Raw genomic sequence first — 25081 nt, forward strand, 5'->3', positions numbered from 1 at the left:
ACGATGGAAACCAACGTTAATGAGTCAGCCTGACCCCCAAGTGCTGGAAGCAGTCACCCAGCTGCGCGCCGAGCTTGATGAAGCCAACTACCGTTACTACGTATTGGATGAGCCAACGTTATCGGACGCTGACTATGACCGGAGACTGCAACGCTTAAAGCAGCTGGAAGCTGAAAACCCAACGCTCGTCTCTCCGGATTCACCGACTCAGCGCGTGGGTGCGGCCCCTGCTGATGGCTTTCCTTCGGTCGCCCACGCCATCCCCATGCTCTCGCTGGATAACGCGTTTAGCGGCGACGACATCGTGGCCTTTGCTGAGCGCGTCGCAGAGCGCTTGGAGTGCGCAGCAGATGACGTTGAGTTTACCTGTGAACCGAAGCTTGATGGCGCTGCGGTATCGCTGGTGTATGAGCAGGGCGTGCTGGTGAGTGGCGCCACCCGTGGCGATGGCCGCACCGGGGAAGGCATTACCTCTAACCTGCGTACGCTGCGCTCGGTGCCTTTAAAGCTAATGGGCAAGCACATTCCTGAGCTTTTGGAAGTGCGCGGTGAAGTCATCATGCGCCACCAGGGGTTTGAAGCGCTTAACGAGCGTGCACGCGAGGAGGGCAGTAAGGTATTTGCCAACCCGCGTAACGCCGCTGCCGGTAGTTTACGTCAGTTGAACCCCGAGATTACTGCTACCCGCCCGTTGGAGTTTCATGCCTATCAGGCGGCGCGTCTGGAACCGGACATGGGCGACACCACGCATAGCGCACTAATGGATCGACTGGTAACGCTGGGCTTTCGCGCCAGCGCGGAGTTAAAAGTGCTGACCGGCTCGCAGGCGGTCGTTGAGTATTGCGAGCAGTTGGGTGAGAAGCGCGACCAGTTGGGCTACGACATCGACGGCGTGGTGATCAAGGTGAATGCACTGCGCTATCAGCGTGAGCTTGGGTTTGTGGCTCGCGCACCCCGCTGGGCAACGGCGTTTAAGTACCCCGCTCAGGAAGAGATCACCACGCTGAATGACGTTGAGTTTCAGGTAGGCCGTACGGGTGCCATCACACCAGTGGCAAGGCTTGAACCCGTTAGCGTTGCAGGCGTTACCGTTTCCAACGCGACGCTGCACAACGCCGATGAAATCACCCGCCTGGATGTCATGATTGGCGATACGGTGGCTATTCGCCGCGCAGGCGATGTGATCCCCCAAGTGGTCCGGGTCGATAAGGAAAAACGCCCAATAGACGCGCAGCCGATTGTGTTCCCCGAGCACTGCCCGGTGTGCGGTTCGGATATCGAACGCGTGGCAGGCGAAGCGGTAGCGCGTTGCTCGGGTGGGCTTTTCTGCGCTGCCCAGCGTAAAGAAGCGCTCAAACACTTCTCCAGCCGCAAGGCCCTGGATGTAGATGGCCTGGGCGTCAAACTGATCGACCAACTGGTAGAGCTGGATTGGGTGAAAACACCTGCCGACCTGTTTCACCTGACGGTTGAGCAATGGCAGAGCTTGCCGCGTATGGGCGAAAAATCGTCCATTAATCTGGTCAACGCGCTGGATAAAGCTCGTCATACGACGCTCGCTCGGTTTATCTACGCATTGGGTATTCGCGAGGTGGGTGAGGCCACCGCTGCCAATCTGGCGAGCCATTTTGGAACGTTGCAAGCGCTTCAAGCAGCCGAACAGGCAGCGCTTGAGGCGGTCAACGATGTTGGCCCCATTGTGGCGGCCCACGTACACACCTTTTTCCGCCAGCCCCATAACCAGGAGACCCTTGCTGCCTTGATTGAGGCAGGCGTCACCTGGCAGGAAGCCGACGTTACCCAAGGCCCTACACCGCTAGAAGGCCAAACCTGGGTGCTGACGGGCGCCATGGAAAGCATGACCCGTGACGAGGGCAAGGCTCGGCTACAGGCGCTTGGCGCCAAAGTAGCGGGTAGCGTTTCGAAAAAGACCACGGCGCTGGTCGCCGGTGAAGCGGCCGGTAGTAAGTTAACCAAAGCGGAACAGCTGGGCGTAGAGGTTGTGGATGAAGCCACCTTTATTGAGCGCCTTGCGCAGTGGGAGCAGAGCGAATGAGCCGTTTCATTGAAGTACCCGCCCGCATGTTGCCGCCGGAAACCCTTGATGCGTTGCTGGAGGCGTTTGTTACCCGGCAGGGTTATGACACCACCGATACCGGCACGGGGATGAAAGGGTGGGTCGACGAGCTGAAACAGCAGTTGGCGCGCAGTGAACTGATTATTGCCCATGACCTCAAGCTTGAAATGACCGAAGTAATGACCTTGGCGCAGTGGCGTTCCTTCGGTCGTGATCTGGCAGATGATGAGGAAGAGGGTGACTACTGACCGCGAATAATCGCGCTGATAATACGTCGCCCAGGATGAAGGTGGTCGACCAACTGAGCCTCAAGCGGCATGGGGTCATCAAGCAGTCGGGAGGCAATAAGCTCGGCGCATAACGGCGCACTGGAAAGCCCGCGGGAGCCGTGGGCGGTAGATATCCACAACCCTGGGTAGTGCTCACCCGGGGCGTTTGGCACTCGCGAGGCGTCTTTTGCCAGCACGGCATAGGCTGTCTGCCAGGCCGAGGCGTTGGGGACTGGGCCTGCATAGGGCGTTTTATCAGGGCTTGCCGCGCGTACCGCCGCACGTCCTTCAAGCGCCTGTGGAGTCAGGTGGGTGCCTGCGCTTTCAAGTTCTGCCACCAGCGCTGGAAGCGTTTGGCGAAGCTCATCAATATTGCGCTGGTGGTCGGTATCGGTCACGTCGGTAGAAGCATTGTTGGGCACGAAGCTTGCCCCAAAGGTAAGCACCCCTTCAATGGCGGGCGACACATAGCCACCGGCGCATACCACCCGCTCAGGGCCTTTTACGCCGGCGGGCAGCCTCACTTCACTGACCTGGCCGCGCACCTGTTGGAGCGGCAGGCTGGCCGTCTGAGCATACGTATTGGCGTAGTGAGCGCTTGCAATCACCACCTGGTCTGCACTTATCGTATTTCCATCAGCAAGTGCGAGCTGCCAGCGGTCATTTTCACGCGTAAGGGACGTAACATCGCCCTGTCTCAGCGTGATATTAGGCGTTTGGAGTAAGTGCTCACATAGCGCTTTGGGTCGCACCCAGCCTGCGTGTGGATAAAACAGGGCGTGTTCGGCTTCAATGGCCACACCGGCTTTCTCACTCAACCCTTGGGTAAGCGGCGACACCACGCTTTCGGGAAGCGCATGCTGCTCGCTAAAGCGCTGCTGGCGCTTGGTCTCTTTCGCGTTGGTGGCCAGTTGCACGACGCCGCAGGGCTGCCAAAGCGTTGGAACCTTGAGCTGATTAAGCCAGCGCTGGCTGTATAAAAGGCCGGAGAGATAAAACCGGCTTTGGTGGTTGGTGTCGGCCGCAAGCTTCACATAAAGCGCCCCCTGGCGATTACCCGAGCCGCCTGCGCCGGGTGTTTCGCGCTCGATCACCGTCACATTAACGCCACGCCTGGCAAGTGCTGCTGCCACGCTGCACCCAGCGATCCCTGCCCCGATAACCGCCACCTGCTGCGTGGGAAGAGGCGCTGGCGGCGTAAACCAGGGCGTTGCCTCACGGCGCTTATCGGTAGGCGGTGTGTCAATCATGCCTGCCAGTATTTCGCGCTTATGCCCGCAGCCCGGGACTTTTTTCCAGCTAAAGCCTGCCGCTTTCAAGCCCCGCTTAACAATGCCCGCGCAGGTGAACGTGGCAAAGGTGGCCCCCGGCCGAGAGCGCGCCGCCATGGCCTCAAACAGCTCGGGCTGCCACATTTGTGGATTTTTAGAAGGTGCAAAGCCGTCCAGAAACCAGGCATCGACCTGACCATCTAAAAGCGTCAGCCGCTCGGTGGTATCGCCATAATGCAGATCCAGCGTCACGCGGTCGCTCAGGTGCAGGCGGTGTACGCCGCTAACGGGTGAGGGCCACTGCTCGCAAAGCCGCTGTGAATAACCGGCAAGCGACGGCCAGGCGCGTAGGGCGCGCTCAAGCGATACCTGATCCAAGGGATACTTTTCTGTGGATAAAAAATGCAGCCGTGCCCCGGTTGGCGCGTGCTGCTCAAAGCAGGCCCAGGCACACAGCATATTAAGGCCCGTGCCAAAGCCGGTTTCCCCGATCACAAAGGCGCGCGTGTTTTCCCAAGCGGCAAATCGCTCAGGCAAGCGGTTGGTATTTAAAAAAACGTGCTCGGTTTCTTCAAGACCGCCCTCACGGGAAAAGTACACGTCATCAAAATCATCCGAGTGCGGTGAAGTGTCACTCCAGGTGAGTAATGGCGCGCTTAACGCCGTTAAAGGGGGTAAATCAGTAAGGCGTTGAGGCACGCGGATATCCGTAATGACTGAAGTGGTTAAAAAATAATCAATTTGTTAATCAGGGCGCTATCTCTGGCTTAGCGAAAAGCGTCCGCCGGGTTTGCACAGAGTTTTCCACAGGCTCTGTGAATTAGCAGGCGGACCCTCCACACTCGCCCTAATCGGTCAAGGCAAAACTTTCTTGAACGGCTTAACAATTACCTTGGCATAGACACCTGCAATGATGTATGGATCGGCGTCAGCCCAGCCCTGAGCGGCTTCCAAACTGTCGAATTCAGCCACCACCAGGCTGCCGCTAAAACCCGCGTCGCCGGGGTTTTCAGTATCCGCAGCGGGGTGCGGGCCCGCGAGCACCAAGCGACCTTCATCGCGTAGCGTTTCCAAGCGTGCCAAATGGTCCGGGCGGGCCGCCAGGCGGCGTTCAAGGCTATTCGATACGTCTTCACTAATAATGGCGTAGAGCATGGGGATAACTCCTTAAAAGCATGTAGTAAAGCGCCCTATGCAGCATTGACCGCATCTACATAAGCGCGCACCATGGCGAGCGTTTGTAAATCGTCCCACGCGCAGCGCTGTGAACACCAGGTCTTTTGAACACAGCACTTTATAACTGTTCGTGGTAGACATCCCTATTCTGACAAACTCGCCACATGACGTCATGCCCATGCCTCTACTTCCTGCAACGTTACTTCCTGCGGTGTTTGATGCCGATCAGCGCTACACGGCTGACCTGCATATGCACTCAACGGCGTCGGATGGCGCGTTAACCCCCACGGAGTTGGTGTCGCTGTGCGCAGCGCGTGGCCTTACCCACATGGCGCTGACAGACCATGACACCATGGACGGCATCGACGAGGCTGGAAAGGCGGCGGTACAAGCCGGGCTATGCCTGGTGCCTGGCTGCGAGTTATCCACTCGCTGGCAAGGCATTAACATCCACGTCGTGGCGCTGATGCCCGGTGGCCTGCAAGGTCCGCTGGTTGAAGGGCTTGAACAGCAGCGGCTGGCGCGTATTCAGCGCGCAGAAGTGATAGCCGAGCGGTTAGAGAAAGTGGGCCTTAAAAATGCCTTGGAAAAAGCCCGGGAGCAGGCAGGCAGTGACCGCCCGCTAGGCCGGCCTGATTTTGCCCGCGCGTTAGTGGCCGAGGGGGTTGTGGCCGATTGGGCCACTGCGTTTAAACGCTACCTTGGCAGCGGTAAAAAAGGCGATGTTAAAGCTCACTGGCCAGAAATCAGCGAAGTCGTCGAGTGGGTGGTGGCCTCTGGTGGCGTTGCGGTGATTGCCCACCCTTTACGCTACGGCTTAACCCGGCGTAAGCGAGGGCAGTTAATGGATACCTTTCAGGCCGCAGGTGGTGACGCGGTTGAATTGGTGAGTGGCCAGCAGAACCCGGATGTCACAAGGGACCTGGCTCGTCAAATGGTCGAGCGTGGGCTTTACGCCTCGTTAGGCAGCGACTTCCACTTTCCCGGCAGCCACGCCGCCCCTGGCAGCATGTGCATGGTGCCGCGCACGGCCGCGCCGCCCATTTGGCAGCACCCTCGCTTAGCGCATTTACGCAATGCCCCCGCTGGTCCATTAGCCGCTGCGTCAGCTATGGTATGAGTAAGCGTTTGATAAAAGCGAATACCCTAATGGACTGAAACGCGCCCACGGGCAGGAGCAGACAATGAGCCAATATTTCCAGATTCATCCAGAAAACCCACAAAAGCGCCTGATTGATCAAGCGATTGAGATTATTCGCAAAGGCGGTGTGGTGGCTTATCCCACTGACTCAGGTTACGCGTTAGGCTGTCATCTGGGCGAAAAGAAGGCTATTGAAAAGATCAAGTGGTTGCGCTCGCTGGATGACAAGCACAACTTTACGCTGATGTGCTCGGACCTTTCGGAAATTGGCACTTACGCCAAGGTAGATAATGCGGTGTTTCGGCTGCTGAAAGCGCATACGCCAGGACCGTACACCTACATTCTGGATGCCACGACAGAAGTCCCGCGCCTGCTGCTGCACCCCAAACGGCGCTCCATTGGCGTACGCGTACCTGATCACCGGATTGCTCATGCGCTACTGCAAGCGCTTGGCGAACCGCTAATGAGCGTTACGCTGATTCCGGTGGGGGAGGACCTTCCCATGAGCGACCCAGAGGAAATTCGTGACCGCTTTGAAGCGCATTTGGACCTGATTATTGACGGTGGCGCCTGCCACCTGGACCCCACCAGCGTCATCGACCTGCGAGAGCTACCGCCCAAAATTGTCCGTGCCGGACGCGGTGACACGGCTCCCTTCGCCAACTGACTTACCCACGCCATGCTCTGGCAGCTGCTAGGCATGGCGCGATCTGTTTATCTGCACTCCCGATGTAAATCTATCGTCACCTTTCATGCCAGTTATACTCTATTTTTATTATTTGAATGACCAATAAAAATAAATTAGGCTAAAAACGCCAAATGTTCATAATAATTTTTTATAAATTGAGTGGAATTCGCTTTCCGCCCGATCATCATAAAAAAATGGAGAGTGCTTAATGACGATGTTCCGTTATCGCAGTGCCGTTATTGCTTCGGCTTTCGCAAGTCTGGCAGCGTTACCTGTGTCTGTTAATGCTGTGGCCAGCGACAGTGCCGCTTGTGAGATGAATGAGTACGCAATGGGGCTTCGCTACCAGCAGCAGGCTGCCGAAGTCATCGCGTTGCAGCGGCAGGGGTTCGAGCTGGCAACGTACCGCTTGAAGGACCAGATAGCTGCCCATGGTGAAGACGCTGAGCTGGCTATCATTACCGATCTTGATGAAACCGTTATTGATAACAGTGCGTTATTGGTGCGCGATATGCAGGCGTGTCACGACTTTACGACTTGGGACACGTGGAAACACTGGGAGCGCGAAGGTGAGCCGAGCCTGATCCCGGGCGCCAGAGCTTTTTTGGAATTTGCTGATGAGCAGGGCGTTGCCATCTATTATGTCTCTGACCGCTATGAGGAAAACAAGTCGGCAACGCTAGCCACTCTGGAGACGTTAGGGTTACCCCAAGTGTCCGAGCAGAGCGTTATGCTGCTGGGGCCGCCCAAAGGCGAGCGTCGGGCCGTCGTGGCCGAGCAGTACGCGCTGGTGATGCAACTGGGCGATACGCTTCACGACTTTTCTGACGTGTTTGCTGGCGTTGAGCTGGAGGAGCAGAAACGGCTGGTAGATGAAAACGCTGAACGGTTTGGGCAGGACTGGATCGTGTTCCCCAATGCGACCTATGGCAGCTGGCGCAACGCTGAGCTTGATGTCTGGCAGGCTCCCTTCGAAGACAATTAAGCAAGACATTAAGCAGAGGCCGCCTGAACCGGCGGCCTTTTTCGCTTGAGGCGATTACATCTCTTCAGTCTGTTTCTCTTTGCGCGGGTCTTCACTGTTTTCATCCAGCCAGGTGCCACAACGAAGGCAGTAGAGTGCGTCTTTTTCGTGACGGTCGTGGCCGCATCCTGGGCACGCTTCATCGGAGTAGCGGTCTTCACGGATAGAGCGGATGACCTGGGCTGAAAAAATGCCGGTAGGCACGGCGATAATCGAGTAGCCAATCAGGATGAGAAGCACAGTAATCGCTTTGCCAAGCGCTGTGCCCGGCACGATATCGCCATACCCCACCGTGGTAACGCTGACCACCGCCCAGTAGATCGACATGGGAATACTGGTAAAGCCGCTTTCCGGCGACTCGATGGTATACATCAGCGCGGCAAACATGGTGACAACCATAAAAATACTGCAGAAAAACAGCAGTACCTGGCGCACGCTACGCTTTAATGCTTCGATCAGCAGTCGTCCTTCGCCCACAAATTCCATCAGGCGCAGGATACGGAAAATGCGCAGCACGCGGAGTATGCGAATAATCACCAGCGCATGAAAGCCGGGCATCAGCAGTACCAGCCAGGCTGGCAGGATGGAGATTAGATCGACCACGCCATAAAAGCTTTTCAGATAGACCGTGGGACGTTCAAGGCAGTAGATGCGTACCGCAAGCTCCACGGTGAACAGAATCGTAAAGCCCCACTCCAGGTAGTAGAAAAGCCAGCCATACTCCTGGGAAACCTCCTGAACACTGCCGAGCAGAATGACGGCGACGCTGCCCAAAATCATCACAATCAGCGCAATATCGAATCCCTTGGCAGTGGGCGTGTCGGACTCGAAAATAACGTGAAACAGCTGTGTGCGAAGCCCTTCCGCGGCAGGGGTCAGGTTAAAACTCATGGCGATCCTGATGAAATGAGCAATCACTTATCACAGTGATTAGGTCTATGGGCAAACGTGCTTGAATCTATCTAAAACAACGTGAAGGTTAGCTTAGCTCGCGTTGCAGCGCTAAACGATGGGAAAGCGTCAGGAGCGTTACGCCATAGGCAATACGGGGTTGACCAGCGTCATCTAGCGCTGTGGATAGGTGAGCCGCCTGGGACTTCATGTCCTCGGGCAGTGATGCGTGTTCGGCCAACCGGGTCAGCGCCTCATGGGTAAGGTTTAGGAACGGGCGCTGCTGGTTGTCGTGGTAGGCATCAAGGGCAAGCGTTGCCCGGTGTAGCCATTCAGCAGGTGTCGTGGCGTTAGGAAGCGGCCACTGTTGGGCGCGCAAGGCGTTACCCCGCGATGCCTTGCTGCTATCAGATGGGCGAAGCGGAACCTGTTCTGCTAGCGCAATCGCCAGCGACCAGAGCGCTTGCGGGTCACCGTTTTTAAGCTCCAGTTCTACTTCACAAATGGGCGTGCGGTAGCCACCACTTTCAATTTCGCCTTCATCCAGTACCAGCTCAATCTGGCTGCCCTGCCAGTCGAGCTGCCAGCTATATCGGGTAAAGTCGGTGCGCAGTATGGGGGCTAGATGCGTTAGTCGTTCTCTGAGCACTTTGTGGGCAGGCCCATTATTGACTGGCTCGTCACTGAAAGGGGGAAGCTCAGCGAGACCTGCCTGGTCGAGTTCAGCGCGTGCGACCGGCCACTCCCACTCCTGGCGGCTGGATAATCCGCCACCCCCCTGGCCCGCCGTTTTTACCGTTTGCAGCACGCGGCCATCAACTTGACGAAGACGCACTGCGATTCGTGCGTTGGCCATGTCATGGGTCGGTGTGTCGAAGTAGGTATTGGCTAAGGTCTGGATTAACGGTGTTTTTGTGTCGAGCAAAGAGTGGTGCTTGAGCGCCTCAATACTGGCTTGGGCAAGCGCAAGTTTTATCTCTACTTCGATTGGTGTTGCATTTTTCATGACAATAGCCACTCTTAAACGTGAAGTACTGGTTAAATTTTTGCTACCAATATGAAGTTTTCATGACGGCGGCGAGCGCACTCTTTATACTGGCGTTGCCATTTCCAGGCTCCCCCGAAAACAGGCTAAAAGGCTCTATGGTTACCTCCAACCCTTTTTCCGCGATGTTTGGCCGCTCGCCATTCCAGCCGCTGCTGGCCCACATCGTCAAGGCCAATGAATGCGCCGACCAACTGTTACCGTTTTTTGAAGCATCGCTTGCTGGCGATTGGGATACCGCCACTGAGCTGCGTGAAAACGTAACCCGTTTAGAACACGAAGCGGATGTGCTGAAAACGGATCTACGGCTCAACCTGCCCAGCACCATGTTTCTGCCGGTTTCACGGTCTGATCTACTGGATTTGATTAGTGTCCAGGACAAAATCGCCAACAAGGTGCGCGACATTACCGGCATTATGCTAGGCCGTAAAATGCGCGTGCCTGATGAGCTCGCTGATCCGATGCGCGATTATATGGCGACTAGCGTGGCATGTGTGGCCCAAGCGCGCCAGGCCCTTGAAGAGCTGATGGAGCTTTTAGAGTCAGGCTTTGGGCGTAACGTCGCGGATGTTATGAGCAACATGATCCGTGAGCTGCATAACCTTGAACACCAGGCAGATAGTCAGCAGGTGGCCATTCGTCGCCAGCTGTTTCAGCTTGAAAGCCAGCTACCGCCCGTCGATGTGATCTTTCTTTACAAGATTATCGAATGGGTGGGTGAAGTGTCTGACCGTGCTGAGCGCGTAGGCAGTCGCTTGCAGATTTTGACCGCACGCTAAGGGAAACCAATGCAAATTATTGCCCAGTACGGCGAGATATTTATTATTCTGGCCTGTTTATTTGGCTTTTTCATGGCGTGGGGCGTCGGCGCAAACGATGTTGCCAACGCCATGGGAACGTCGGTGGGGTCGAAAGCGATCACCATCAAGCAAGCCATCATCATTGCTGTTATTTTCGAATTTTTAGGCGCCTGGCTTGCCGGTGGTGAGGTTACCGCCACCATTCGTGGCGGCATCATTGATCCCAACCTGCTTGAAGCCAACCCACAGTTTTTGGTTTACGGCATGCTGTCAGCGCTGTTGGCGGCAGGCATTTGGCTGATGGTCGCTTCTGCCCGCGGCTGGCCGGTGTCGACCACACACTCCATTGTTGGTGCCATTGTCGGTTTCGCGGCGGTAGGTCTAGGCGTTGATGCGGTGGCCTGGGACAAGGTCGGCCAGATTGCCTCTAGTTGGGCTATTTCTCCGCTGATTGCCGGTACCATCGGCTATATGCTGTTTAAGTCGGTACACCACTTGATTTTCGAGAGTTCAGATCCGTTAGCGGCGGCCAAGCGCTATGTGCCGGGCTATATATTTTTGGTCGGCTTTATTGTTGCCATGGTGACGCTGACCAAAGGCCTTTCCCATGTTGGTCTGCATCTTAGCTTCAGCGAAAGCCTGCTGCTTTCGATTCTGATTGGTGTGCTGATCATGGGCCTTGGCATAGTAATGCAGCGGCGTATCAAGTACACCAAGAACGCCAATGACCACTTTGGCTATGCCAATGTTGAGCGTGTTTTCGGCGTGCTGATGATCTTTACCGCGTGTGCCATGGCCTTTGCTCACGGTTCCAACGATGTCGCCAATGCGGTGGGGCCGCTGGCCGCCGTCATAAGTGTCGTGCGCAGCGAAGGTATGATTGATAGCGCGGCGTTGGTGCCCTGGTGGGTGCTGGTATTGGGCGGCGCGGGTATCGTCGTTGGTCTGGTGACGTATGGGCGTCGGGTAATTGCGACCGTGGGCACCGGGATCACCGAGCTCACCCCTAGCCGTGGCTTTGCCGCAACGCTTGCCGCTGCGAGTACCGTCGTCGTTGCCTCGGGCACGGGCCTGCCAATTTCAACGACCCATACGCTGGTCGGCGCGGTGTTGGGTGTCGGGCTGGCGCGCGGTATGGCGGCACTTAACCTGCGCGTTATTGGCACCATTGTTGTCTCTTGGTTGATTACCCTGCCCGCCGGTGCAGGCTTAGCGATTGTGTTCTTCTTTATGTTTAAAGGCATGTTCGGCTAACGGTGTAACAGGCGGCGCCACCCGGCGCACGCCCGCACAAAAAGCCTCAAGATCAGCGGCACCTTCATGCAGATTTGCGCTAGCCGATTTGCAATAGAAGGTGCCGCTGTTTTTTGCGCTCTGGTAAAGTAGCGCGAGTAGTGTTGTAAACGTCGTTTTTTCTTTCACCTGCTGCCGGAGAGCGGCCCTTGGATAAGCATTTCCCCTTTGTTGATTGGTTTCGTAACGCATCCCCCTACATTAATGCGCACCGGGGGCGAACCTTCGTCATCTTGATTGAAGGCGAAGCCATGGCGTCTGGCCGTGGGGAGCAATTGATTCAGGATTTAGCCCTGCTGCATACCTTGGGCGTGCGCTTGGTGGTGGTATTTGGCACCCGCCCGCAAGTGCAGGAAGCGCTTGGCCAGGCCGGTGTTGAACCCATGCGCATTAACGGACGCTGGGTGGCCGACCGCGCCGTAATGACCCATGTAGAGCAGGTCGCGGCCCACCAGCGGCTTTGGCTTGAAGCACGGTTATCGCTTGGCCTGCCCAGCACGCCGCTTCACGGTGTAGAGCTTAGCGTGATTTCCGGTAACCTGGTCACCGCCAAGCCCTTGGGTGTTCGGGAGGGGGTGGACTTTGATCATAGCGGCGAAGTACGCCGCGTTCGGGCTGGCGCCATTGAAGGGCTGCTCGATAAGGGCTCGCTGGTACTCCTGCCGCCACTGGGTTTCTCAAGCACCGGCGAAGTGTTCGACCTGGACGCCGCAGAAGTTGCCCAGCATGCCGCCGTAGCGCTCAAGGCCGACAAGTTGATCCTGCTGGGCGAATCAGAAGGCTTACAGGATGAGGGGGGCGCCTTGCTGCGCCAGCTAACGCCAGGCGATGCTGAACCCCGGCTTGAGAGCGCGCTGCCCGGCAGCGAGCTTGCCCGCCACCTTCAAGCTGCGTGCAACGCTGCACGAGAGGGGGTGGCCCGCACCCACCTGTTGTCGTGGCGCAATCACGATGCGCTGCTGGGTGAGCTTTTTACCCGCGACGGCGTGGGCACCATGATTACCCAGCACCGCTACGAGCAGCTACGCCCGGCTAAGCTCAACGATATTGCAGGGCTTCTGGAGCTGCTTGAACCGCTGGAGCGCCGCGGCATGCTAGTGGCGCGCTCGCGTGAGCGTTTGGAGCATGAAATTGATGACTATATGGTTATCGAGCGCGATGGCATGGTGATTGGCTGTGCCGCGCTGCACGTGTTCCCTAACACCACAGTTGCCGAGTTGGCCTGCGTGGCCGTGCACGGTAACTACCGTGGGGGCGAACGCGGTGAACGCTTAATGGAAGCGCTGGAGCGCCGCGCACGCCAGTGCGGTGTCAGCGAAATATTTGTATTAACCACCCACACGGCCCACTGGTTTGTGGAGCACGGCTTTCAGACCGCCAGCCTTGAAGAGTTACCCCCTTTAAAGCGCGAAGCCTATAACCACGCACGTAAATCGAAGGTATTACTGAAAACGCTGAAAGTTTAGCTAATAACGTAGCGTGTGGTAAGCGCAGCGCACCCGCGGGAGCAGCGCGCAGCGGTGCCGGGGTTGAAGTTTGATGGTGCACTTGGGCGGCAAAGCCGCCCAGCTCTCTTGCATCTTTTGGCCTTTAACACCTTTTGGTTTTTAACACCTGTGCCGGGCTTACGTATTTAAAATAACCCCACCGTTCAGGTGTATCGTCTGCCCCGTCATGTACGAAGACTCTTCGCTTGCCAGGTACACATAGGCAGGCCCCATTTCGCTCGGTTGCCCGGCGCGATTCATGGGTACTTGCCCGCCAAACTCGGCGACTTTCTCATCGTCAAAGCTTGCGGGGATCAGCGGTGTCCATACCGGGCCTGGGGCAACAGCGTTCACCCGAATGCCGCGACCGACCAGCGACATGGCAAGCGAGCGCATTAAACCCTGGATAGCCCCTTTAGTGGCGCTGTAATCGATCAGTGTGTTGTTGCCTTTAAAGGCATTAATGGAGGAGGTGGCAATAATGGTATCGCCTTCCTCCAGATGAGGTAACGCTGCCTTGGAAAGGTAGAAATGGCTAAACAGGTTGGTCTGGAAGGTACGCGTTATCTGCTCGTCGGGGATCTCGGTCAGATCGCTCCAGTCGTACTGTTCGGCCGCATTGTTGACCAGAATATTAAGCTTGCCGAAGTGGTCCAGCGTTTTTTTAACGATGTCACGACAAAAGGCGGGGTCAGCTACATCGCCCTGTAATACCAGGCAGCGGCGACCTTCCGCTTCCACCAGGGCTTGCGTATCTTCGGCATCTTTAGGCTCTTTAAGGTGAACAATCACGCTATCGGCGCCTTCACGGGCGTAATGTACCGCTACCGCGCGCCCAATACCGCTATCACCGCCGGTAATAATCGCTACCTTATCAACAAGCTTATCGGTGCCTTTATAGCTATCACGAATAAATTCAGGTTCCGGACGCATTTCGTGCTCATCACCGGGCTGTTTATTCTGGTGCTGAGGAGGCTGTTTCTGGTCGCTCATGTGCAGTGACTCCTTGTTGGGACGTTAATCCTTCCTCTACGAAAAGCCGTGGCCTAATCGTATTTCTGCGTTACTTACACTAGCGCAAGGTTTTATCAAGAGCCAATTCAAGTGTGTTTGATTTATAAAAGATTGAATTGTTATAAAGTTCGGGGTTGATGGCTGAAGGGTTTTTTATAGGCTTGAGCTGGTATAGATGAGTTGTTTGTCCTTTTAATCTTTTTTATCAACCATGTGATGCGTTTGCTGAGGTTTGATATTTATTTAAGTAGATATTTAAAGGATGGGTTAGGTGTTTTAGACCCTGATGAACAAAGGTCATCAGCTTGAGAGGATGCCGCTATTCATGCCTGCTGGATGTGAGGGAGGGTAGCAGTGGTGGGAGGTTGAGGCGGATTGGTTGATGTTTGTTAAAGGCTGGTTTTTGCTTTTAATTAAATGTTTTTTGATATTGGTTAAATAGCGGTGCCGTAAGGGTGTGCCCAAGGTTATAAATTGACAGGGAGTGTTGGGTAACTATAGTGAAAAAGCCGATTTATATTAAACAACTATTTGGGTGGTGAGCTCGTTATCTAGTGCGTGTGTTTAATTGATTAGCGGTTCAGTTCGTTTTGTTTCAAGCCACTGTTTGTTAACTGCTTGTTAATAAGTGTTTGTTAGTGCGTGCTGGTTAACAAGTACGTTAACGCGTGAAACGACAAGGAGGAAGTAACAAATGAATGATTATGGAAAACAGGCTGACCCAGGTTCTTCAAATACCGACTCGCTCAAACAGCAAGGGCGCGACGCGGCACATGACGTAGGTGAAGCGGCTCAGCATCAGGCTGAAAGCTTTTACAATCAGCAGCGTGATACCGCCACCGAGCAATCGCAAAAATTTACCAGCGCTTTTCGTAAGATGGCTGATGAGTTTGATCATCAAGATCAGCCGTACTTCTCACAGCAGGCGAGAAAGTTTGCCGATACAGCTGATCGTTTTTCAGAAAAGCTACGCAACAAGGACTTAAACAGCATCTGCCAGGAAGCGAAAAGCTTCAGCGAACGTGAGCCTGCCTTGTTCTTTGGCGGGGCAATTGCGGCTGGTTTTTTGGTGACACGCTTCTTGCGTAGCTCAGGCAAGCATTCGCACTCATCTGGCGGTTCAAACCGTTATTCAAACGGCCCAGGTAGTTATGCTCATCCGTCATCGGGTGCTTATTCAAGCCATGAGTCTCCTACGCCTGAGAACCCGGAAGGTGGCGTGATGGGTGGGGCATCTTCGCGTGCCTCGGACCCCACACAGCAACGCTCAGCGCCTACGGCAACGCCCGGCGGCACGGCTGATACCACTACTGCTACGCCAGGTTCAACCAATAAGCCCGGTGACTCCGGTCGGCTGTAGCTGGCCTGTGTAGCCGCCAGCTGTGGATCAACCTGTCGCCAGGTTTAAAAGATTGAGTTGAAGGCCCTTAATCAAGGGCAAGAGAGGTTATGAATGGATTCAGATCACAATACGCCCCCACAAGGCGCGTCGGTCGGCTCGCTTTTATCGACGGTGATGCAGGAAATAACGTCGTTAGTGCGCAACGAAACCGAGCTTGCCAAGGCAGAGGTGTCGGAAAAAACGCATCAGGTCATGATCACCTTGGCGGCCATTGCGGTCGCAGGCGCGGTGCTTTTAGGCGGCTTTCTCACGCTGCTTGCCGCCCTTGTCTTTATGCTCAATGAGGTGCTTCCTCCTGATATGACGCCTTGGCTCTCTGCCATTATCGTAGGCGTGGTGGTATCGGTAATTGGCATCGTGATGCTTAAAAGTGGGCTTGCCAAACTTCAGGCGCGCAGCCTGGTGCCTGACCGCACGTTGCATAGCCTACAGGCCGACAGGGAGCTCGCCAAAGAGCATAGGCATAACGTCAAGGAGGATTTGAAATGAGCGATCACAGCCATAACGACAGCCACAGCGATATCCATAACCAGCGCGACCACCATGACCATCGCAGCACTGAAGAGATTGAAAAGGACATTCATCGCTCACGTGAACGCCTTGACGCCACGCTGCATGAAATTGAGGAGCGCTTCTCTCCTCAACAGCTGTTAAACAGCTCTTATGATTATATTCGTCATGGCGGTGCTAACGAGTTTGCATCCAACCTGGGCGCAACAATCAAGCAGCACCCGCTACCGTTTTTGATGACCACTGCCGGTCTTGGTTGGTTGATGCTTTCCCAGCGTCACCCGAACCATGAACGGCGCCATCAGCATGCATCTTCGCACCGCTATGCAGATGAACATGCGGTGAGCGGCTCGCCGGGAGTGCCGGTTCATGAAGGCACGCATACCGATGATGGAACGCCTATCTATAGCGGTACGCCAGGCTACGTTGCCGGTAATCCAGCACAGCATGGCAGTAGCAAAGGCCGTATGAGCAGCATGAAAGAGGGCGCGAAAGACAAGGCTCATCATATTAGCCAAAAGGCCAGAGATACCGCTCACCACCTTGGCGACAAAGCACATCATCTTGGCGAAAAGGCACAGCACATGGGAGGCAGTATGCGAGACACCACATCCCACCTTCAGCACGGCACGCGGGATCACCTGCACAACATGTCGGATCGCGCTCGCCACGCGGGCAGTCAATCCTCTGAGTTTATTCAGGAGCATCCGCTGGTGGTCGGTGCGCTAGGGTTTGCGCTGGGTGCTGCGTTAGCGGGGCTGTTCCCCACGACGCGTAAAGAGGATGAATACATGGGCGAATACCGCGACCGCGCCTTGCACAAGGCATCCGAAGCGGGCCACGAGCAGGTGGATAAAGCCCAGCAAAAGATTCATGAGAAAGCCGAGCACATGAAAGAAGATGCGCATTCTGACCACACGCATTCGACGTCCGGCCAGCCTTCAGCGTCTTATGCAACGCCGGGCACGCCATCAAGCAGTAGCCCCACAGGTCATGGCTCAGCTTCAAGCATTAGCGCAAGCACCACGGGCGCCACGCCGAATACGGCCAAGGGAGTCACCGAACCCGGCCTTGCAGGCTCCAGTACGCCCTCCGGTAATACGCAAGGCAACGACACCTTGACGCCGCCCAGGCGTTAATCAGGCAAGCAGACGCTCTTATCTTGTCGCGCAGTGCCCGGCCTTGGCTGGGCACTTTTTTATGGGCAGCATTAATGCTTTTTGCGCCCGAAGCCAGCCAAAGCGGTAGCGTTCACTCTCGCCGGGGGAGCGCATTCGAGTAGGTATTAAGATGCGCAAGATGGTCATCGGCGTCCTGCAGCGCTTCTAGCGTGGCAGGGCGGTCACGCTCGGCCAGCAGTGTGCAGAGCACTTCCGAAACGGCCAGCGCAGGGGCCAGAGTATGAAAGAAGCTGTAGCTCTCAGTGGTGCAGGAAACCGTATGCTCGGAAATACTCACCAGCGGTGATACCTCGCTATCGGTGATCGAGAGAACCGCTAGGCCTTTATCTTTTGCTAACTGCGCAAGCATTAGCGTATCGCGCGCGTAGGGGTTGATGGATATGGCCAGCAGCACCTCATCCGGTTTTGCACGAATCAGGGCATCGCCCCCCGTGCCAGCAGGCCCATCAAGATGTACCGAGCGCTCGCCCAATAGCGACATAACGTAATGAAAATGCCAGGCCACCGCATGGCTTGAACGTAACCCCAGCACATAGATTTTTTTGGCTGCCGCGAGCCTTTCGGCCATGGCGGTCAAGCGCTGCAGTGGCTCAGGCTCGCAAAGCGCGGCTATCTGGGTGCTTAACCCGTGCAGCATGTGATGCGCAATATCACTGCCTGGCGCGCTTACCGCCTGACCATCACGTTGGCGTACCTTGGCCGCAAAGCCATCGCTTCGCTGACGCACTGTTTGTGCATAGTGGGCGCGAATTTCGTTATAGCCCTGAAAGCCCAGCACCTTGGCAAGCCGCGTTATGGTCGCCGGTTGAACCGCCGCCAAGCGCGCCAATTCGCGCATGGACACCAAGGCCACTTCTTCCGGATGCTCAAGTAGGTAGCGCGCGGCCTGTTGCAGCTGTGCTGACATGCCATCGAACTGTGCAATGATCTGCTCTCTTAACGGATCACTCTGGGATACAGGACTTTTTGACGCAGAGCTTTTTGATATAGGGCTTTTTGACATAGCAGAGCTGCCTCTTGAATACGCCCAAGGGCTTTAGATGATTGCGCACGAGGGTAAGGGCGCTTTTCGATAAAACAATGATCCAATTGTTTTAATTTTTCAATTAAAGATTTGTATGTTGCATTGGCGCCCTCGGTCGTGTCACTCTTGTTCTAAATAGGGTGGTTGATGGTCATCTGAAGAGGAAAGGGCTATGACGCGTATTCTTCACCGCAGTATTGGTCAGGCGTTACCGCATGCGGCGTCAGCGCAGGGCGTTTATATCACTGATACCGAAGGCCGCCGCTACCTGGATGGTTCGGGTGGGGCGGCGGTGACGAGTGTGGGGCACGGCCATCCGGAAGTGCTGGAGGCCATGCGCGCCCAGATTGATAACCTCTGCTACGCCCATACCGGATTTTTCACCACGGATGCTGCCGAGGAACTGGCTGAGCAGCTGGTGAACCTGGCGCCAGACGGGCTGGATTATGTCTATCTGGTATCCGGTGGTTCAGAGGCGGTAGAGGCCGCGTTAAAAATGGCCCGCCAGTATTTTGTTGAAACCGGCAGGCCAGAGCGGCGGCATATTATTGCCCGGCGCCAGAGCTATCACGGCAATACCCTGGGCGCGCTTGCCACTGGCGGCAACGCCATGCGTAGGCAGCAGTTTCAGCCGCTTTTGCCTCAAACGCACCATGTTTCACCCTGCTACGCCTACCGTGACAAGGCAAGCGACGAATCTTTTGAGGCGTACGCCGCCAGGCTTGCCGATGAGCTTGAGGCCAAGATTCTTGAGCTGGGCCCTGAAAGCGTCATGGCGTTTGTGGCCGAACCGGTGGTGGGGGCGACCCTTGGCGCGGTGGCCGCTGAGGCCGATTACTTCAAGCGAGTGCGTAAAATCTGCGATCAACATGGCATCCTGCTGATTCTTGATGAAGTCATGTGCGGCATGGGGCGCACGGGCACTCTGTTCGCCTGCGAGCAGGACGGCATCACGCCGGATATTCTCACCGTGGCCAAAGGCCTGGGCGGCGGCTATCAGCCGATTGGGGCCGTGCTCTTGTCATCCGCTATTTATGAGAGCTTCGCCAACGGCTCCGGCCTTTTTCAACATGGGCATACGTATCTTGGTCACCCGGTCGCGGCGGCTGCGGCGAACAAGGTTGTCGAGATCATCGCACGGCCTGAAACACTGGCGAATGTAAACGCCATGGGCGCGCGCTTGCAAAGCGGCCTTGAAGCGGCGCTGGGTGCGTCACCTTACGTAGGTGATATTCGGGGTAGGGGATTGTTTCGAGGCATTGAGCTGGTGGCCGACCGCGAGCTAAAGACACCGTTTGATTCCGCTCGAAAAATCCACGCCAGGATCAAGCGCCAGGCCATGGCACGGGGCCTGATCAGCTATCCCATGGGCGGTACCATTGATGGCGTGTATGGCGATCACGTGCTGCTCGCGCCGCCGTATACGATTAATGCAGACGAGATTGATCTCCTCATTGAGCGGATTACCCAAGCGATTGACGCCGCAATAGCCGAATAACGGGCGCGAGAGCCAAATAATACAAGAGGAAATACACCATGAAGCAGTCCCCCTGCCCGCCGATGAGCGACGCCGATTGGCCAGAAGCGTTTACAGAGTTACGTGAAGGTTTTGCAGGCGCGATGAACGTCTACCGCACCATGGCACACCATCCGACCCTGCTAAACGCCTGGGCGCCGTTGCGGCAGCACGTGGTGAAGGACAATGCCTTGGGCCCCGAGTTAACCGAGGTGGTGATTCTACGTGCCGGTTTTCGCCTGGGGTCGGCCTATGAGTGGGCCCACCATGTCAGTCGTGCGCTGGCGCTAGGATTTTCTGATGCGAGGATAAATGCTATTCGTGGCGTGCCTGAATCAATTAACGGCGTTGATGGCCTGATTGTTAACGCGGTAGATGCGCTACTCGACAAGCGTATGCTGGCAAGCGATCAGGAAGAAACATTGGCCGAGGCGATTGGGCGTGAAGCCGTGATCGACCTGATGGCCATGGTCGGCTTCTATTCGGTGCTGGGGTATTTGCTCAAAACTTACGACACGCCGATTGATGAGGGTATTCAAGAAGAGGCGCGGTTGAACCCAGGCCTGTTTTCGCTAACGCCACCTTCAGCGTAACCAGCGAAGGTTGATCTGCTTACTTAAACCGCCGCTTTACCTCGACATTCAACCTGCCTTCACCCAGGCGCAGCGAGAGCTTCTGGCCGGGTTTGGTCTCCTCGGCGCGGCGCACGACCTGGCCCTTTTCATCCTGAGCAATGGCGTAGCCCCGGCCCAGTACGGCCAGTGGGCTAATCGCATTAAGCTCCCGTGCGGCGCTGGTTAAACGCGCCTGCTGACGTTGAAGCTGGCGCTGCATGGCGTTTTCCATACGGCGGTGCAATTGGCCCACCCGTTCGCTTTCTGCACGGTGCAGGCGCGCCATGTCCTGGCTCGCCAAGCGCTTGCCCAGCTGCGTTACGCTTGCCTGCTGCTGAGTAAGCGTTTGCTGCATAGCGCGATTTAAACGCTGGGCAAGGGTCGCCACGTGCTGGCGCTGGCGGTTTAGCTGCTCGCCGGGATGGCGAAGCCGTGCGCGCAGGCTATCCAGCTGCTGGCTATCGCGCTCCAACCGGCGCTGCATGGCGCGGTGAAGGCGGTGTTGCTGATCCACTAACTGGCGCTTCAAGGCGTGTTGGTCCGGCACCAGGCGCTCGGCGGCAGCGGAAGGGGTCGGGGCGCGAACATCGGCGGCAAAATCGGCAAGCGTGACATCCACTTCATGGCCCACCGCCGACATCACCGGCAGGCGTGAATGAAAAATCGCCCGTGCCAGGTGCTCGTTATTAAACGCCCACAAATCTTCCAGGCTGCCGCCGCCCCGTGTGATTAACACCACATCGCGCTCAGGGTCCAACCGTGCCTGGCGGTTGAGTAGCCCAAGTGCTGCGATCATCGCGGGGGCGGCTTCCTCGCCCTGTACGGGCACTGGAATCAGCGTCACATCTGCCAAGGGCCAGCGCGCCGCTAAAACGGCCAGCACATCACGAATGGCCGCGCCGGTAGCTGAGCTTAAAATCAGAATTTTGCGTGGCGGAAAGGGCAGGGGGCGCGTATTGGCAAACACGCCCTCGGCATCCAGCTGGGCTTTGAGGCGCTCAAAGGCGGCCAGCAGCTCGCCCAGCCCGGCCGCCTGCACGGCTTCGGCAATCAGCTGGTAGTCACCGCGCGGTTCAAACAGCGACACTTGCCCGCGCAGTTTTACCTGGTCACCATCGCGCATCGGCGCCGATACAAAACGCGCCCGCTGACGAAACAGCGCGCAGCGCACCTGGGCGCGGTCATCTTTAAGCGTGAAGTAGATATGCCCGGACGCCGGGCGGGAAACGTTAGAAAGCTCGCCTTCCACCCACACCTCGCCCACATCGCGTTCAAGCGCCTGACGGGCCTGCTTGTTGAGCTCGCTGACGGAAAGGGCGTGGGAGGCGTCTGGCATGGCAATCACCTTGGTTTACAAGAAATAAAAACGGTTAGTTTAGCTTACCACCAACGCAGAGTAGATAATTGGTCGCATGCTCACATTGCTGGGGAACCCCTCAAAACGCTATAATGGGGGATTAACTTTTCACGCCCCTTCTTCCCACATCAAATTGGGTGTTGCCGCTATGCTACGTATGGCCCAAGAAGCGCTTACGTTCGATGACGTACTTCTCGTTCCTGGCTTCTCCGATATCCTCCCCAAGGATGTCAGTCTCAAAACTCGCCTGACCCGTAATCTCTCGCTTAATATCCCGCTCGTTTCTGCTGCGATGGACACCGTGACCGAAGCGCGTCTGGCGATTGCGATGGCTCAGGAAGGCGGCATCGGCATCATTCACAAGAACATGACCATGGCCCAGCAGGCCACGGAAGTGCGCAAGGTCAAAAAGCACGAAAGTGTCATTGTTAAAGACCCGGTCACCGTTAGCCCCAAGGCCAAGCTTGAAGACCTTCTCGCCATGGCGAAAGAGAACGGCTTCTCCGGCTTCCCGGTGGTGGAAGGCGAAACGCTGGTGGGTATCGTGACCGAGCGTGACATGCGCTTCCAGCCGAACGTCGGCGACAGCGTGGCTGATATCATGACCCCGCGTGATCGGCTGGTTACCGTTAAGGAAGGCACTGACCTTGAAACCAGCAAAGCCAAGATGCGCGAACACCGCATTGAGAAAATGCTGATTGTAGATGACGCCTTCCACCTGCGTGGCCTGGTCACCTTCCAGGATATCGAAAAAGCCCGCACTTACCCGATGGCCGCTAAAGACAGCGATGGCCGCCTGTTAGTAGGCGCCGCCGTAGGCACCGGCCCAGAAACCCCGGACCGCGTAACCGCACTGGCGGAAGCAGGCGTTGACGTCATTATTGTCGATACCGCCCACGGCCATTCCCAAGGCGTTATTGATCGCGTTAGCTGGATCAAAGAGCACTACCCGGACATTCAGGTCATCGGCGGCAACATTGCCACCGGCGCCGCTGCCAAAGCACTGGCCGAAGCGGGTGCCGACGGCGTGAAAGTGGGCATCGGCCCGGGCTCCATCTGCACCACGCGTATTGTGGCCGGTGTGGGCGTGCCGCAAATCACCGCCGTTTCCAACGTGGCCGCCGCGCTTAAAGAGTATGACATTCCGTTGATTGCTGACGGTGGCGTACGCTTTTCTGGCGACCTGGCCAAGGCAATCGCCGCTGGCGCAAGCGCGGTGATGGTCGGCGGCCTGCTGGCCGGTACCGAAGAAGCACCGGGTGAAGTCGAGCTGTTCCAGGGGCGTACTTATAAAGCCTACCGTGGCATGGGTTCCATGGGCGCCATGGCGCAGAACCAGGGCAGCGCCGACCGCTACTTCCAGGATAAGGACGCCGGTGCCGAGAAGCTGGTGCCCGAAGGCATCGAAGGCCGCGTACCTTACAAAGGCATGATGAGCGCCATCGTTCACCAGATGATGGGCGGGCTGCGCGCCTCCATGGGCTACACCGGCTGCCGCGATATTCAGGAAATGCGCACCAAGCCGGAATTTGTCCAGATTACCGGTGCTGGCTTTAACGAATCCCACGTTCACGACGTGCAGATCACCAAAGAAGCTCCCAACTACCGGGTGAGCTAACCAGCGCTTTAAGTAACACGGCGGCGGGCATTGCTCCGCCGCTTGCTTTTCGGCCTTACCAGCAGCACCTCCACTGCTTACTCGAGATACCGCCATGAATGATATCCACGCTCACAAAATCCTGATTCTCGACTTCGGCTCGCAGTACACCCAGTTGATCGCCCGCCGGGTACGCGAAATTGGCGTATTTTCTGAGGTTCGCGCCTTCGATATCACCGAAGAAGAGATCCGCGAGTACAACCCCAACGGCATCATCCTGGCCGGTGGCCCCGAGTCCGTGACCGAGCTGGATTCCCCGCGTGCGCCGCAGTGCGTGTTCGAAATGGGCCTGCCCGTGTTTGGCGTTTGCTATGGCATGCAGACCATGGCCGAGCAGTTGGGCGGTAAGGTGGAAGGCTCCAACAAGAGCGAGTTTGGCTATGCGCAAATCCGCATCGATGCTGAAAACGCACTTTTCAAAGACATCAAAGATCACGTAGACACCGCGACCGGCAAAGCCCTGCTGGATGTGTGGATGAGCCACGGCGACAAGGTCGCCCAAGCGCCTGCCGAGTTCACCATTACCGCTTCCACACCCAGTTGCCCGATTGCGGCGATGGTCTGGGAAGAGAAGCAGTTCTACGGCGTACAGTTCCACCCGGAAGTGACCCACACCCTGCAAGGCCAGCGGATTCTTGAGCACTTCGTGCTGGATATCTGTAAAGCTGAAAAACGCTGGACACCTGCCCAAATCATCGAAGACCAGGTACAGCGCGTACGTGAGCAAGTGGGCGACCGCCACGTGCTGCTCGGCCTTTCCGGCGGTGTAGACTCTTCCGTAGTCGCCGCGCTGTTACACAAAGCGATTGGCGACCAGCTGACCTGCGTATTCGTGGATAACGGCCTGCTGCGTAAAGCGGAAGGCGACCAGGTGATGGAAACCTTCGCCAAGCACATGGGCGTCAAGGTTATCCGTGTAGACGCTGAAGACTTGTTCCTGGGCAAGCTGAAAGGCGAGAAAGACCCGGAAGCCAAGCGCAAAATCATCGGCAACACCTTCATCGACGTGTTCGATGAAGAAGCCAGCAAGATTGAAGGCGTCGAGTTCCTGGCCCAAGGCACCATCTACCCGGACGTGATCGAATCCGCCGCCTCCAAAACCGGCAAAGCGCACGTCATCAAATCTCACCACAACGTGGGTGGCCTGCCGGAAACCATGAAGCTCAAGCTGGTTGAGCCGCTGCGCGAGCTGTTCAAAGACGAAGTGCGCAAGCTTGGTTTAGAGCTCGGCCTTCCCTACGACATGGTATACCGCCACCCCTTCCCGGGGCCGGGCCTGGGCGTACGCATTCTGGGTGAAGTAAAGAAAGAGTACGCCGACATCCTGCGTGAAGCCGACGCCATCTTCATCGAAGAACTGCGCGCCTCCGGCTGGTACGAAAAAACCAGCCAGGCATTCGCCGTGTTCCTGCCGGTGAAATCGGTAGGCGTAGTAGGTGACGGCCGCCGCTACGAGTGGGTCATCGCCATCCGCGCAGTAGAAACCATCGACTTCATGACCGCCCGCTGGGCGCACCTACCCTATGAGCTGCTGGAGACTGTCTCCAACCGCATCATCAATGAGCTGGGTGGGGTATCGCGCGTGACTTATGATGTCTCCAGTAAGCCGCCTGCTACTATTGAGTGGGAGTGAAAACTGACAGC

The 25081-nt window shown here is 56.6% G+C and carries 22 protein-coding genes; 15 read left to right on the top strand and 7 right to left on the bottom strand.

The window, feature by feature from the left end; translation table 11 throughout:
• Positions 1–19: 19 nt before the first annotated feature.
• Positions 20–2056 (top strand): NAD-dependent DNA ligase LigA, encoded by a 2037-nt coding sequence (gene ligA, locus INT20_RS04550; protein ID WP_193056505.1) that lies wholly within the window; start codon positions 20–22, stop codon positions 2054–2056.
• Complete coding sequence (locus tag INT20_RS04555) at positions 2053–2325, top strand: YheU family protein (RefSeq protein ID WP_172118191.1); 273 nt, start codon at positions 2053–2055, stop codon at positions 2323–2325. The genes ligA and INT20_RS04555 overlap by 4 nt, the downstream gene beginning before the upstream one ends.
• Here INT20_RS04555 and mnmC read toward each other — a convergent pair.
• Together mnmC and INT20_RS04565 are read right to left on the bottom strand one after the other, a co-directional pair.
• Complete coding sequence (gene mnmC, locus INT20_RS04560; RefSeq protein WP_193056506.1) at positions 2319–4316, bottom strand: bifunctional tRNA (5-methylaminomethyl-2-thiouridine)(34)-methyltransferase MnmD/FAD-dependent 5-carboxymethylaminomethyl-2-thiouridine(34) oxidoreductase MnmC; 1998 nt, start codon at positions 4314–4316, stop codon at positions 2319–2321. The two genes, INT20_RS04555 and mnmC, sit on opposite strands and share 7 nt — an antisense overlap.
• A gap of 156 nt (positions 4317–4472) precedes the next feature.
• A complete protein-coding gene (locus tag INT20_RS04565; protein WP_172118189.1) occupies positions 4473–4772 on the bottom strand; it encodes a YciI family protein in 300 nt (99 codons plus the stop codon).
• A 199-nt stretch (positions 4773–4971) separates the two neighbouring features.
• On the opposite strand from INT20_RS04565, the gene INT20_RS04570 reads away from it, so the two are divergent.
• The 3 genes from INT20_RS04570 (at position 4972) to INT20_RS04580 (ending at position 7607) form a co-directional block, all read left to right on the top strand.
• Entirely contained in the window at positions 4972–5913 is a 942-nt protein-coding gene (locus INT20_RS04570; RefSeq protein ID WP_193055355.1) for a PHP domain-containing protein, read from the top strand.
• A gap of 64 nt (positions 5914–5977) precedes the next feature.
• Positions 5978–6601: an L-threonylcarbamoyladenylate synthase gene (locus INT20_RS04575; RefSeq protein WP_087108002.1), complete on the top strand. Its 624-nt coding sequence runs from the start codon at positions 5978–5980 to the stop codon at positions 6599–6601.
• 229 nt (positions 6602–6830) lie between these two features.
• A complete protein-coding gene (locus INT20_RS04580) occupies positions 6831–7607 on the top strand; it encodes a 5'-nucleotidase, lipoprotein e(P4) family (protein WP_172118187.1) in 777 nt (258 codons plus the stop codon).
• Positions 7608–7661: 54 nt separating this feature from the next.
• Here the strand turns inward: INT20_RS04580 and INT20_RS04585 are convergent, their stop codons facing one another.
• The gene (locus INT20_RS04585; protein WP_193055356.1) at positions 7662–8537 is read right to left on the bottom strand and encodes an ion transporter; all 876 of its coding nucleotides are present in this window, start codon (positions 8535–8537) and stop codon (positions 7662–7664) included.
• Between the two features lie 88 nt (positions 8538–8625).
• Positions 8626–9543, bottom strand: coding sequence for a CYTH domain-containing protein (locus INT20_RS04590; RefSeq protein WP_193055357.1), 918 nt, complete (start codon positions 9541–9543; stop codon positions 8626–8628).
• A 137-nt stretch (positions 9544–9680) separates the two neighbouring features.
• Between INT20_RS04590 and INT20_RS04595 the strand changes: the two genes are divergently transcribed.
• The 3 genes from INT20_RS04595 to argA all read left to right on the top strand — a co-directional run bounded on the left by INT20_RS04595 (position 9681) and on the right by argA (position 13141).
• On the top strand, positions 9681–10361 hold the full coding sequence (locus tag INT20_RS04595) for a TIGR00153 family protein (RefSeq protein ID WP_193055358.1): 681 nt from the start codon (positions 9681–9683) through the stop codon (positions 10359–10361).
• 9 nt (positions 10362–10370) lie between these two features.
• Positions 10371–11636: an inorganic phosphate transporter gene (locus INT20_RS04600; protein ID WP_193055359.1), complete on the top strand. Its 1266-nt coding sequence runs from the start codon at positions 10371–10373 to the stop codon at positions 11634–11636.
• 188 nt (positions 11637–11824) lie between these two features.
• Positions 11825–13141, top strand: a complete 1317-nt coding sequence (gene argA, locus INT20_RS04605) for an amino-acid N-acetyltransferase (RefSeq protein WP_193055360.1) — start codon at positions 11825–11827, stop codon at positions 13139–13141.
• Between the two features lie 159 nt (positions 13142–13300).
• Here argA and INT20_RS04610 read toward each other — a convergent pair whose 3' ends face one another.
• Positions 13301–14155, bottom strand: coding sequence for an SDR family oxidoreductase (locus tag INT20_RS04610; RefSeq protein WP_193055361.1), 855 nt, complete (start codon positions 14153–14155; stop codon positions 13301–13303).
• 715 nt (positions 14156–14870) lie between these two features.
• Between INT20_RS04610 and INT20_RS04615 the strand changes: the two genes are divergently transcribed.
• The 3 genes from INT20_RS04615 (at position 14871) to INT20_RS04625 (ending at position 17227) form a co-directional block, all read left to right on the top strand.
• The gene (locus INT20_RS04615) at positions 14871–15536 is read left to right on the top strand and encodes a hypothetical protein (protein ID WP_193055362.1); all 666 of its coding nucleotides are present in this window, start codon (positions 14871–14873) and stop codon (positions 15534–15536) included.
• Positions 15537–15629: 93 nt separating this feature from the next.
• Positions 15630–16067 (top strand): phage holin family protein, encoded by a 438-nt coding sequence (locus INT20_RS04620; RefSeq protein ID WP_193055363.1) that lies wholly within the window; start codon positions 15630–15632, stop codon positions 16065–16067.
• Positions 16064–17227: a DUF3618 domain-containing protein gene (locus INT20_RS04625; RefSeq protein ID WP_193055364.1), complete on the top strand. Its 1164-nt coding sequence runs from the start codon at positions 16064–16066 to the stop codon at positions 17225–17227. Before INT20_RS04620 ends, INT20_RS04625 begins: the two co-directional genes overlap by 4 nt.
• Positions 17228–17339: 112 nt before the next feature.
• Here INT20_RS04625 and INT20_RS04630 read toward each other — a convergent pair whose 3' ends face one another.
• Positions 17340–18272, bottom strand: coding sequence for a MurR/RpiR family transcriptional regulator (locus INT20_RS04630; RefSeq protein ID WP_193056507.1), 933 nt, complete (start codon positions 18270–18272; stop codon positions 17340–17342).
• Between the two features lie 193 nt (positions 18273–18465).
• On the opposite strand from INT20_RS04630, the gene INT20_RS04635 reads away from it, so the two are divergent.
• Together INT20_RS04635 and INT20_RS04640 are read left to right on the top strand one after the other, a co-directional pair.
• A complete protein-coding gene (locus INT20_RS04635; protein WP_193055366.1) occupies positions 18466–19791 on the top strand; it encodes an aspartate aminotransferase family protein in 1326 nt (441 codons plus the stop codon).
• A gap of 38 nt (positions 19792–19829) precedes the next feature.
• Positions 19830–20402 carry a carboxymuconolactone decarboxylase family protein gene (locus INT20_RS04640; protein ID WP_193055367.1) on the top strand — a complete coding sequence of 191 codons (573 nt, stop codon included), beginning with the start codon at positions 19830–19832 and terminating at the stop codon, positions 20400–20402.
• Positions 20403–20421: 19 nt separating this feature from the next.
• On the opposite strand, the gene xseA is transcribed toward INT20_RS04640, so the two are convergent.
• Positions 20422–21759, bottom strand: a complete 1338-nt coding sequence (gene xseA, locus INT20_RS04645; protein WP_193055368.1) for an exodeoxyribonuclease VII large subunit — start codon at positions 21757–21759, stop codon at positions 20422–20424.
• A 169-nt stretch (positions 21760–21928) separates the two neighbouring features.
• On the opposite strand from xseA, the gene guaB reads away from it, so the two are divergent.
• On the top strand, positions 21929–23398 hold the full coding sequence (gene guaB / locus INT20_RS04650; RefSeq protein WP_193055369.1) for an IMP dehydrogenase: 1470 nt from the start codon (positions 21929–21931) through the stop codon (positions 23396–23398).
• Positions 23399–23492: 94 nt separating this feature from the next.
• The gene (gene guaA / locus INT20_RS04655) at positions 23493–25070 is read left to right on the top strand and encodes a glutamine-hydrolyzing GMP synthase (RefSeq protein WP_193055370.1); all 1578 of its coding nucleotides are present in this window, start codon (positions 23493–23495) and stop codon (positions 25068–25070) included.
• Positions 25071–25081 lie beyond the last annotated feature (11 nt).

Origin of the sequence: Halomonas citrativorans (assembly GCF_014898005.1) — a bacterium.
In the GTDB taxonomy this organism is placed as follows: Bacteria; Pseudomonadota; Gammaproteobacteria; order Pseudomonadales; family Halomonadaceae; genus Vreelandella; species Vreelandella citrativorans.

Coding starts and splice junctions, on each gene's coding strand:
- ligA (WP_193056505.1), top strand. CDS start 20: ATGAGTCAGCCTGACCCCCAAGTGCTGGAAGCAGTCACCCAGCTGCGC.
- INT20_RS04555 (WP_172118191.1), top strand. CDS start 2,053: ATGAGCCGTTTCATTGAAGTACCCGCCCGCATGTTGCCGCCGGAAACC.
- INT20_RS04565 (WP_172118189.1), bottom strand. CDS start 4,772: ATGCTCTACGCCATTATTAGTGAAGACGTATCGAATAGCCTTGAACGC.
- INT20_RS04570 (WP_193055355.1), top strand. CDS start 4,972: ATGCCTCTACTTCCTGCAACGTTACTTCCTGCGGTGTTTGATGCCGAT.
- INT20_RS04575 (WP_087108002.1), top strand. CDS start 5,978: ATGAGCCAATATTTCCAGATTCATCCAGAAAACCCACAAAAGCGCCTG.
- INT20_RS04580 (WP_172118187.1), top strand. CDS start 6,831: ATGACGATGTTCCGTTATCGCAGTGCCGTTATTGCTTCGGCTTTCGCA.
- INT20_RS04585 (WP_193055356.1), bottom strand. CDS start 8,537: ATGAGTTTTAACCTGACCCCTGCCGCGGAAGGGCTTCGCACACAGCTG.
- INT20_RS04590 (WP_193055357.1), bottom strand. CDS start 9,543: ATGAAAAATGCAACACCAATCGAAGTAGAGATAAAACTTGCGCTTGCC.
- INT20_RS04595 (WP_193055358.1), top strand. CDS start 9,681: ATGGTTACCTCCAACCCTTTTTCCGCGATGTTTGGCCGCTCGCCATTC.
- INT20_RS04600 (WP_193055359.1), top strand. CDS start 10,371: ATGCAAATTATTGCCCAGTACGGCGAGATATTTATTATTCTGGCCTGT.
- INT20_RS04610 (WP_193055361.1), bottom strand. CDS start 14,155: ATGAGCGACCAGAAACAGCCTCCTCAGCACCAGAATAAACAGCCCGGT.
- INT20_RS04615 (WP_193055362.1), top strand. CDS start 14,871: ATGAATGATTATGGAAAACAGGCTGACCCAGGTTCTTCAAATACCGAC.
- INT20_RS04620 (WP_193055363.1), top strand. CDS start 15,630: ATGGATTCAGATCACAATACGCCCCCACAAGGCGCGTCGGTCGGCTCG.
- INT20_RS04625 (WP_193055364.1), top strand. CDS start 16,064: ATGAGCGATCACAGCCATAACGACAGCCACAGCGATATCCATAACCAG.
- INT20_RS04630 (WP_193056507.1), bottom strand. CDS start 18,272: ATGTCAAAAAGCCCTATATCAAAAAGCTCTGCGTCAAAAAGTCCTGTA.
- INT20_RS04635 (WP_193055366.1), top strand. CDS start 18,466: ATGACGCGTATTCTTCACCGCAGTATTGGTCAGGCGTTACCGCATGCG.
- INT20_RS04640 (WP_193055367.1), top strand. CDS start 19,830: ATGAAGCAGTCCCCCTGCCCGCCGATGAGCGACGCCGATTGGCCAGAA.
- xseA (WP_193055368.1), bottom strand. CDS start 21,759: ATGCCAGACGCCTCCCACGCCCTTTCCGTCAGCGAGCTCAACAAGCAG.
- guaB (WP_193055369.1), top strand. CDS start 21,929: ATGCTACGTATGGCCCAAGAAGCGCTTACGTTCGATGACGTACTTCTC.
- guaA (WP_193055370.1), top strand. CDS start 23,493: ATGAATGATATCCACGCTCACAAAATCCTGATTCTCGACTTCGGCTCG.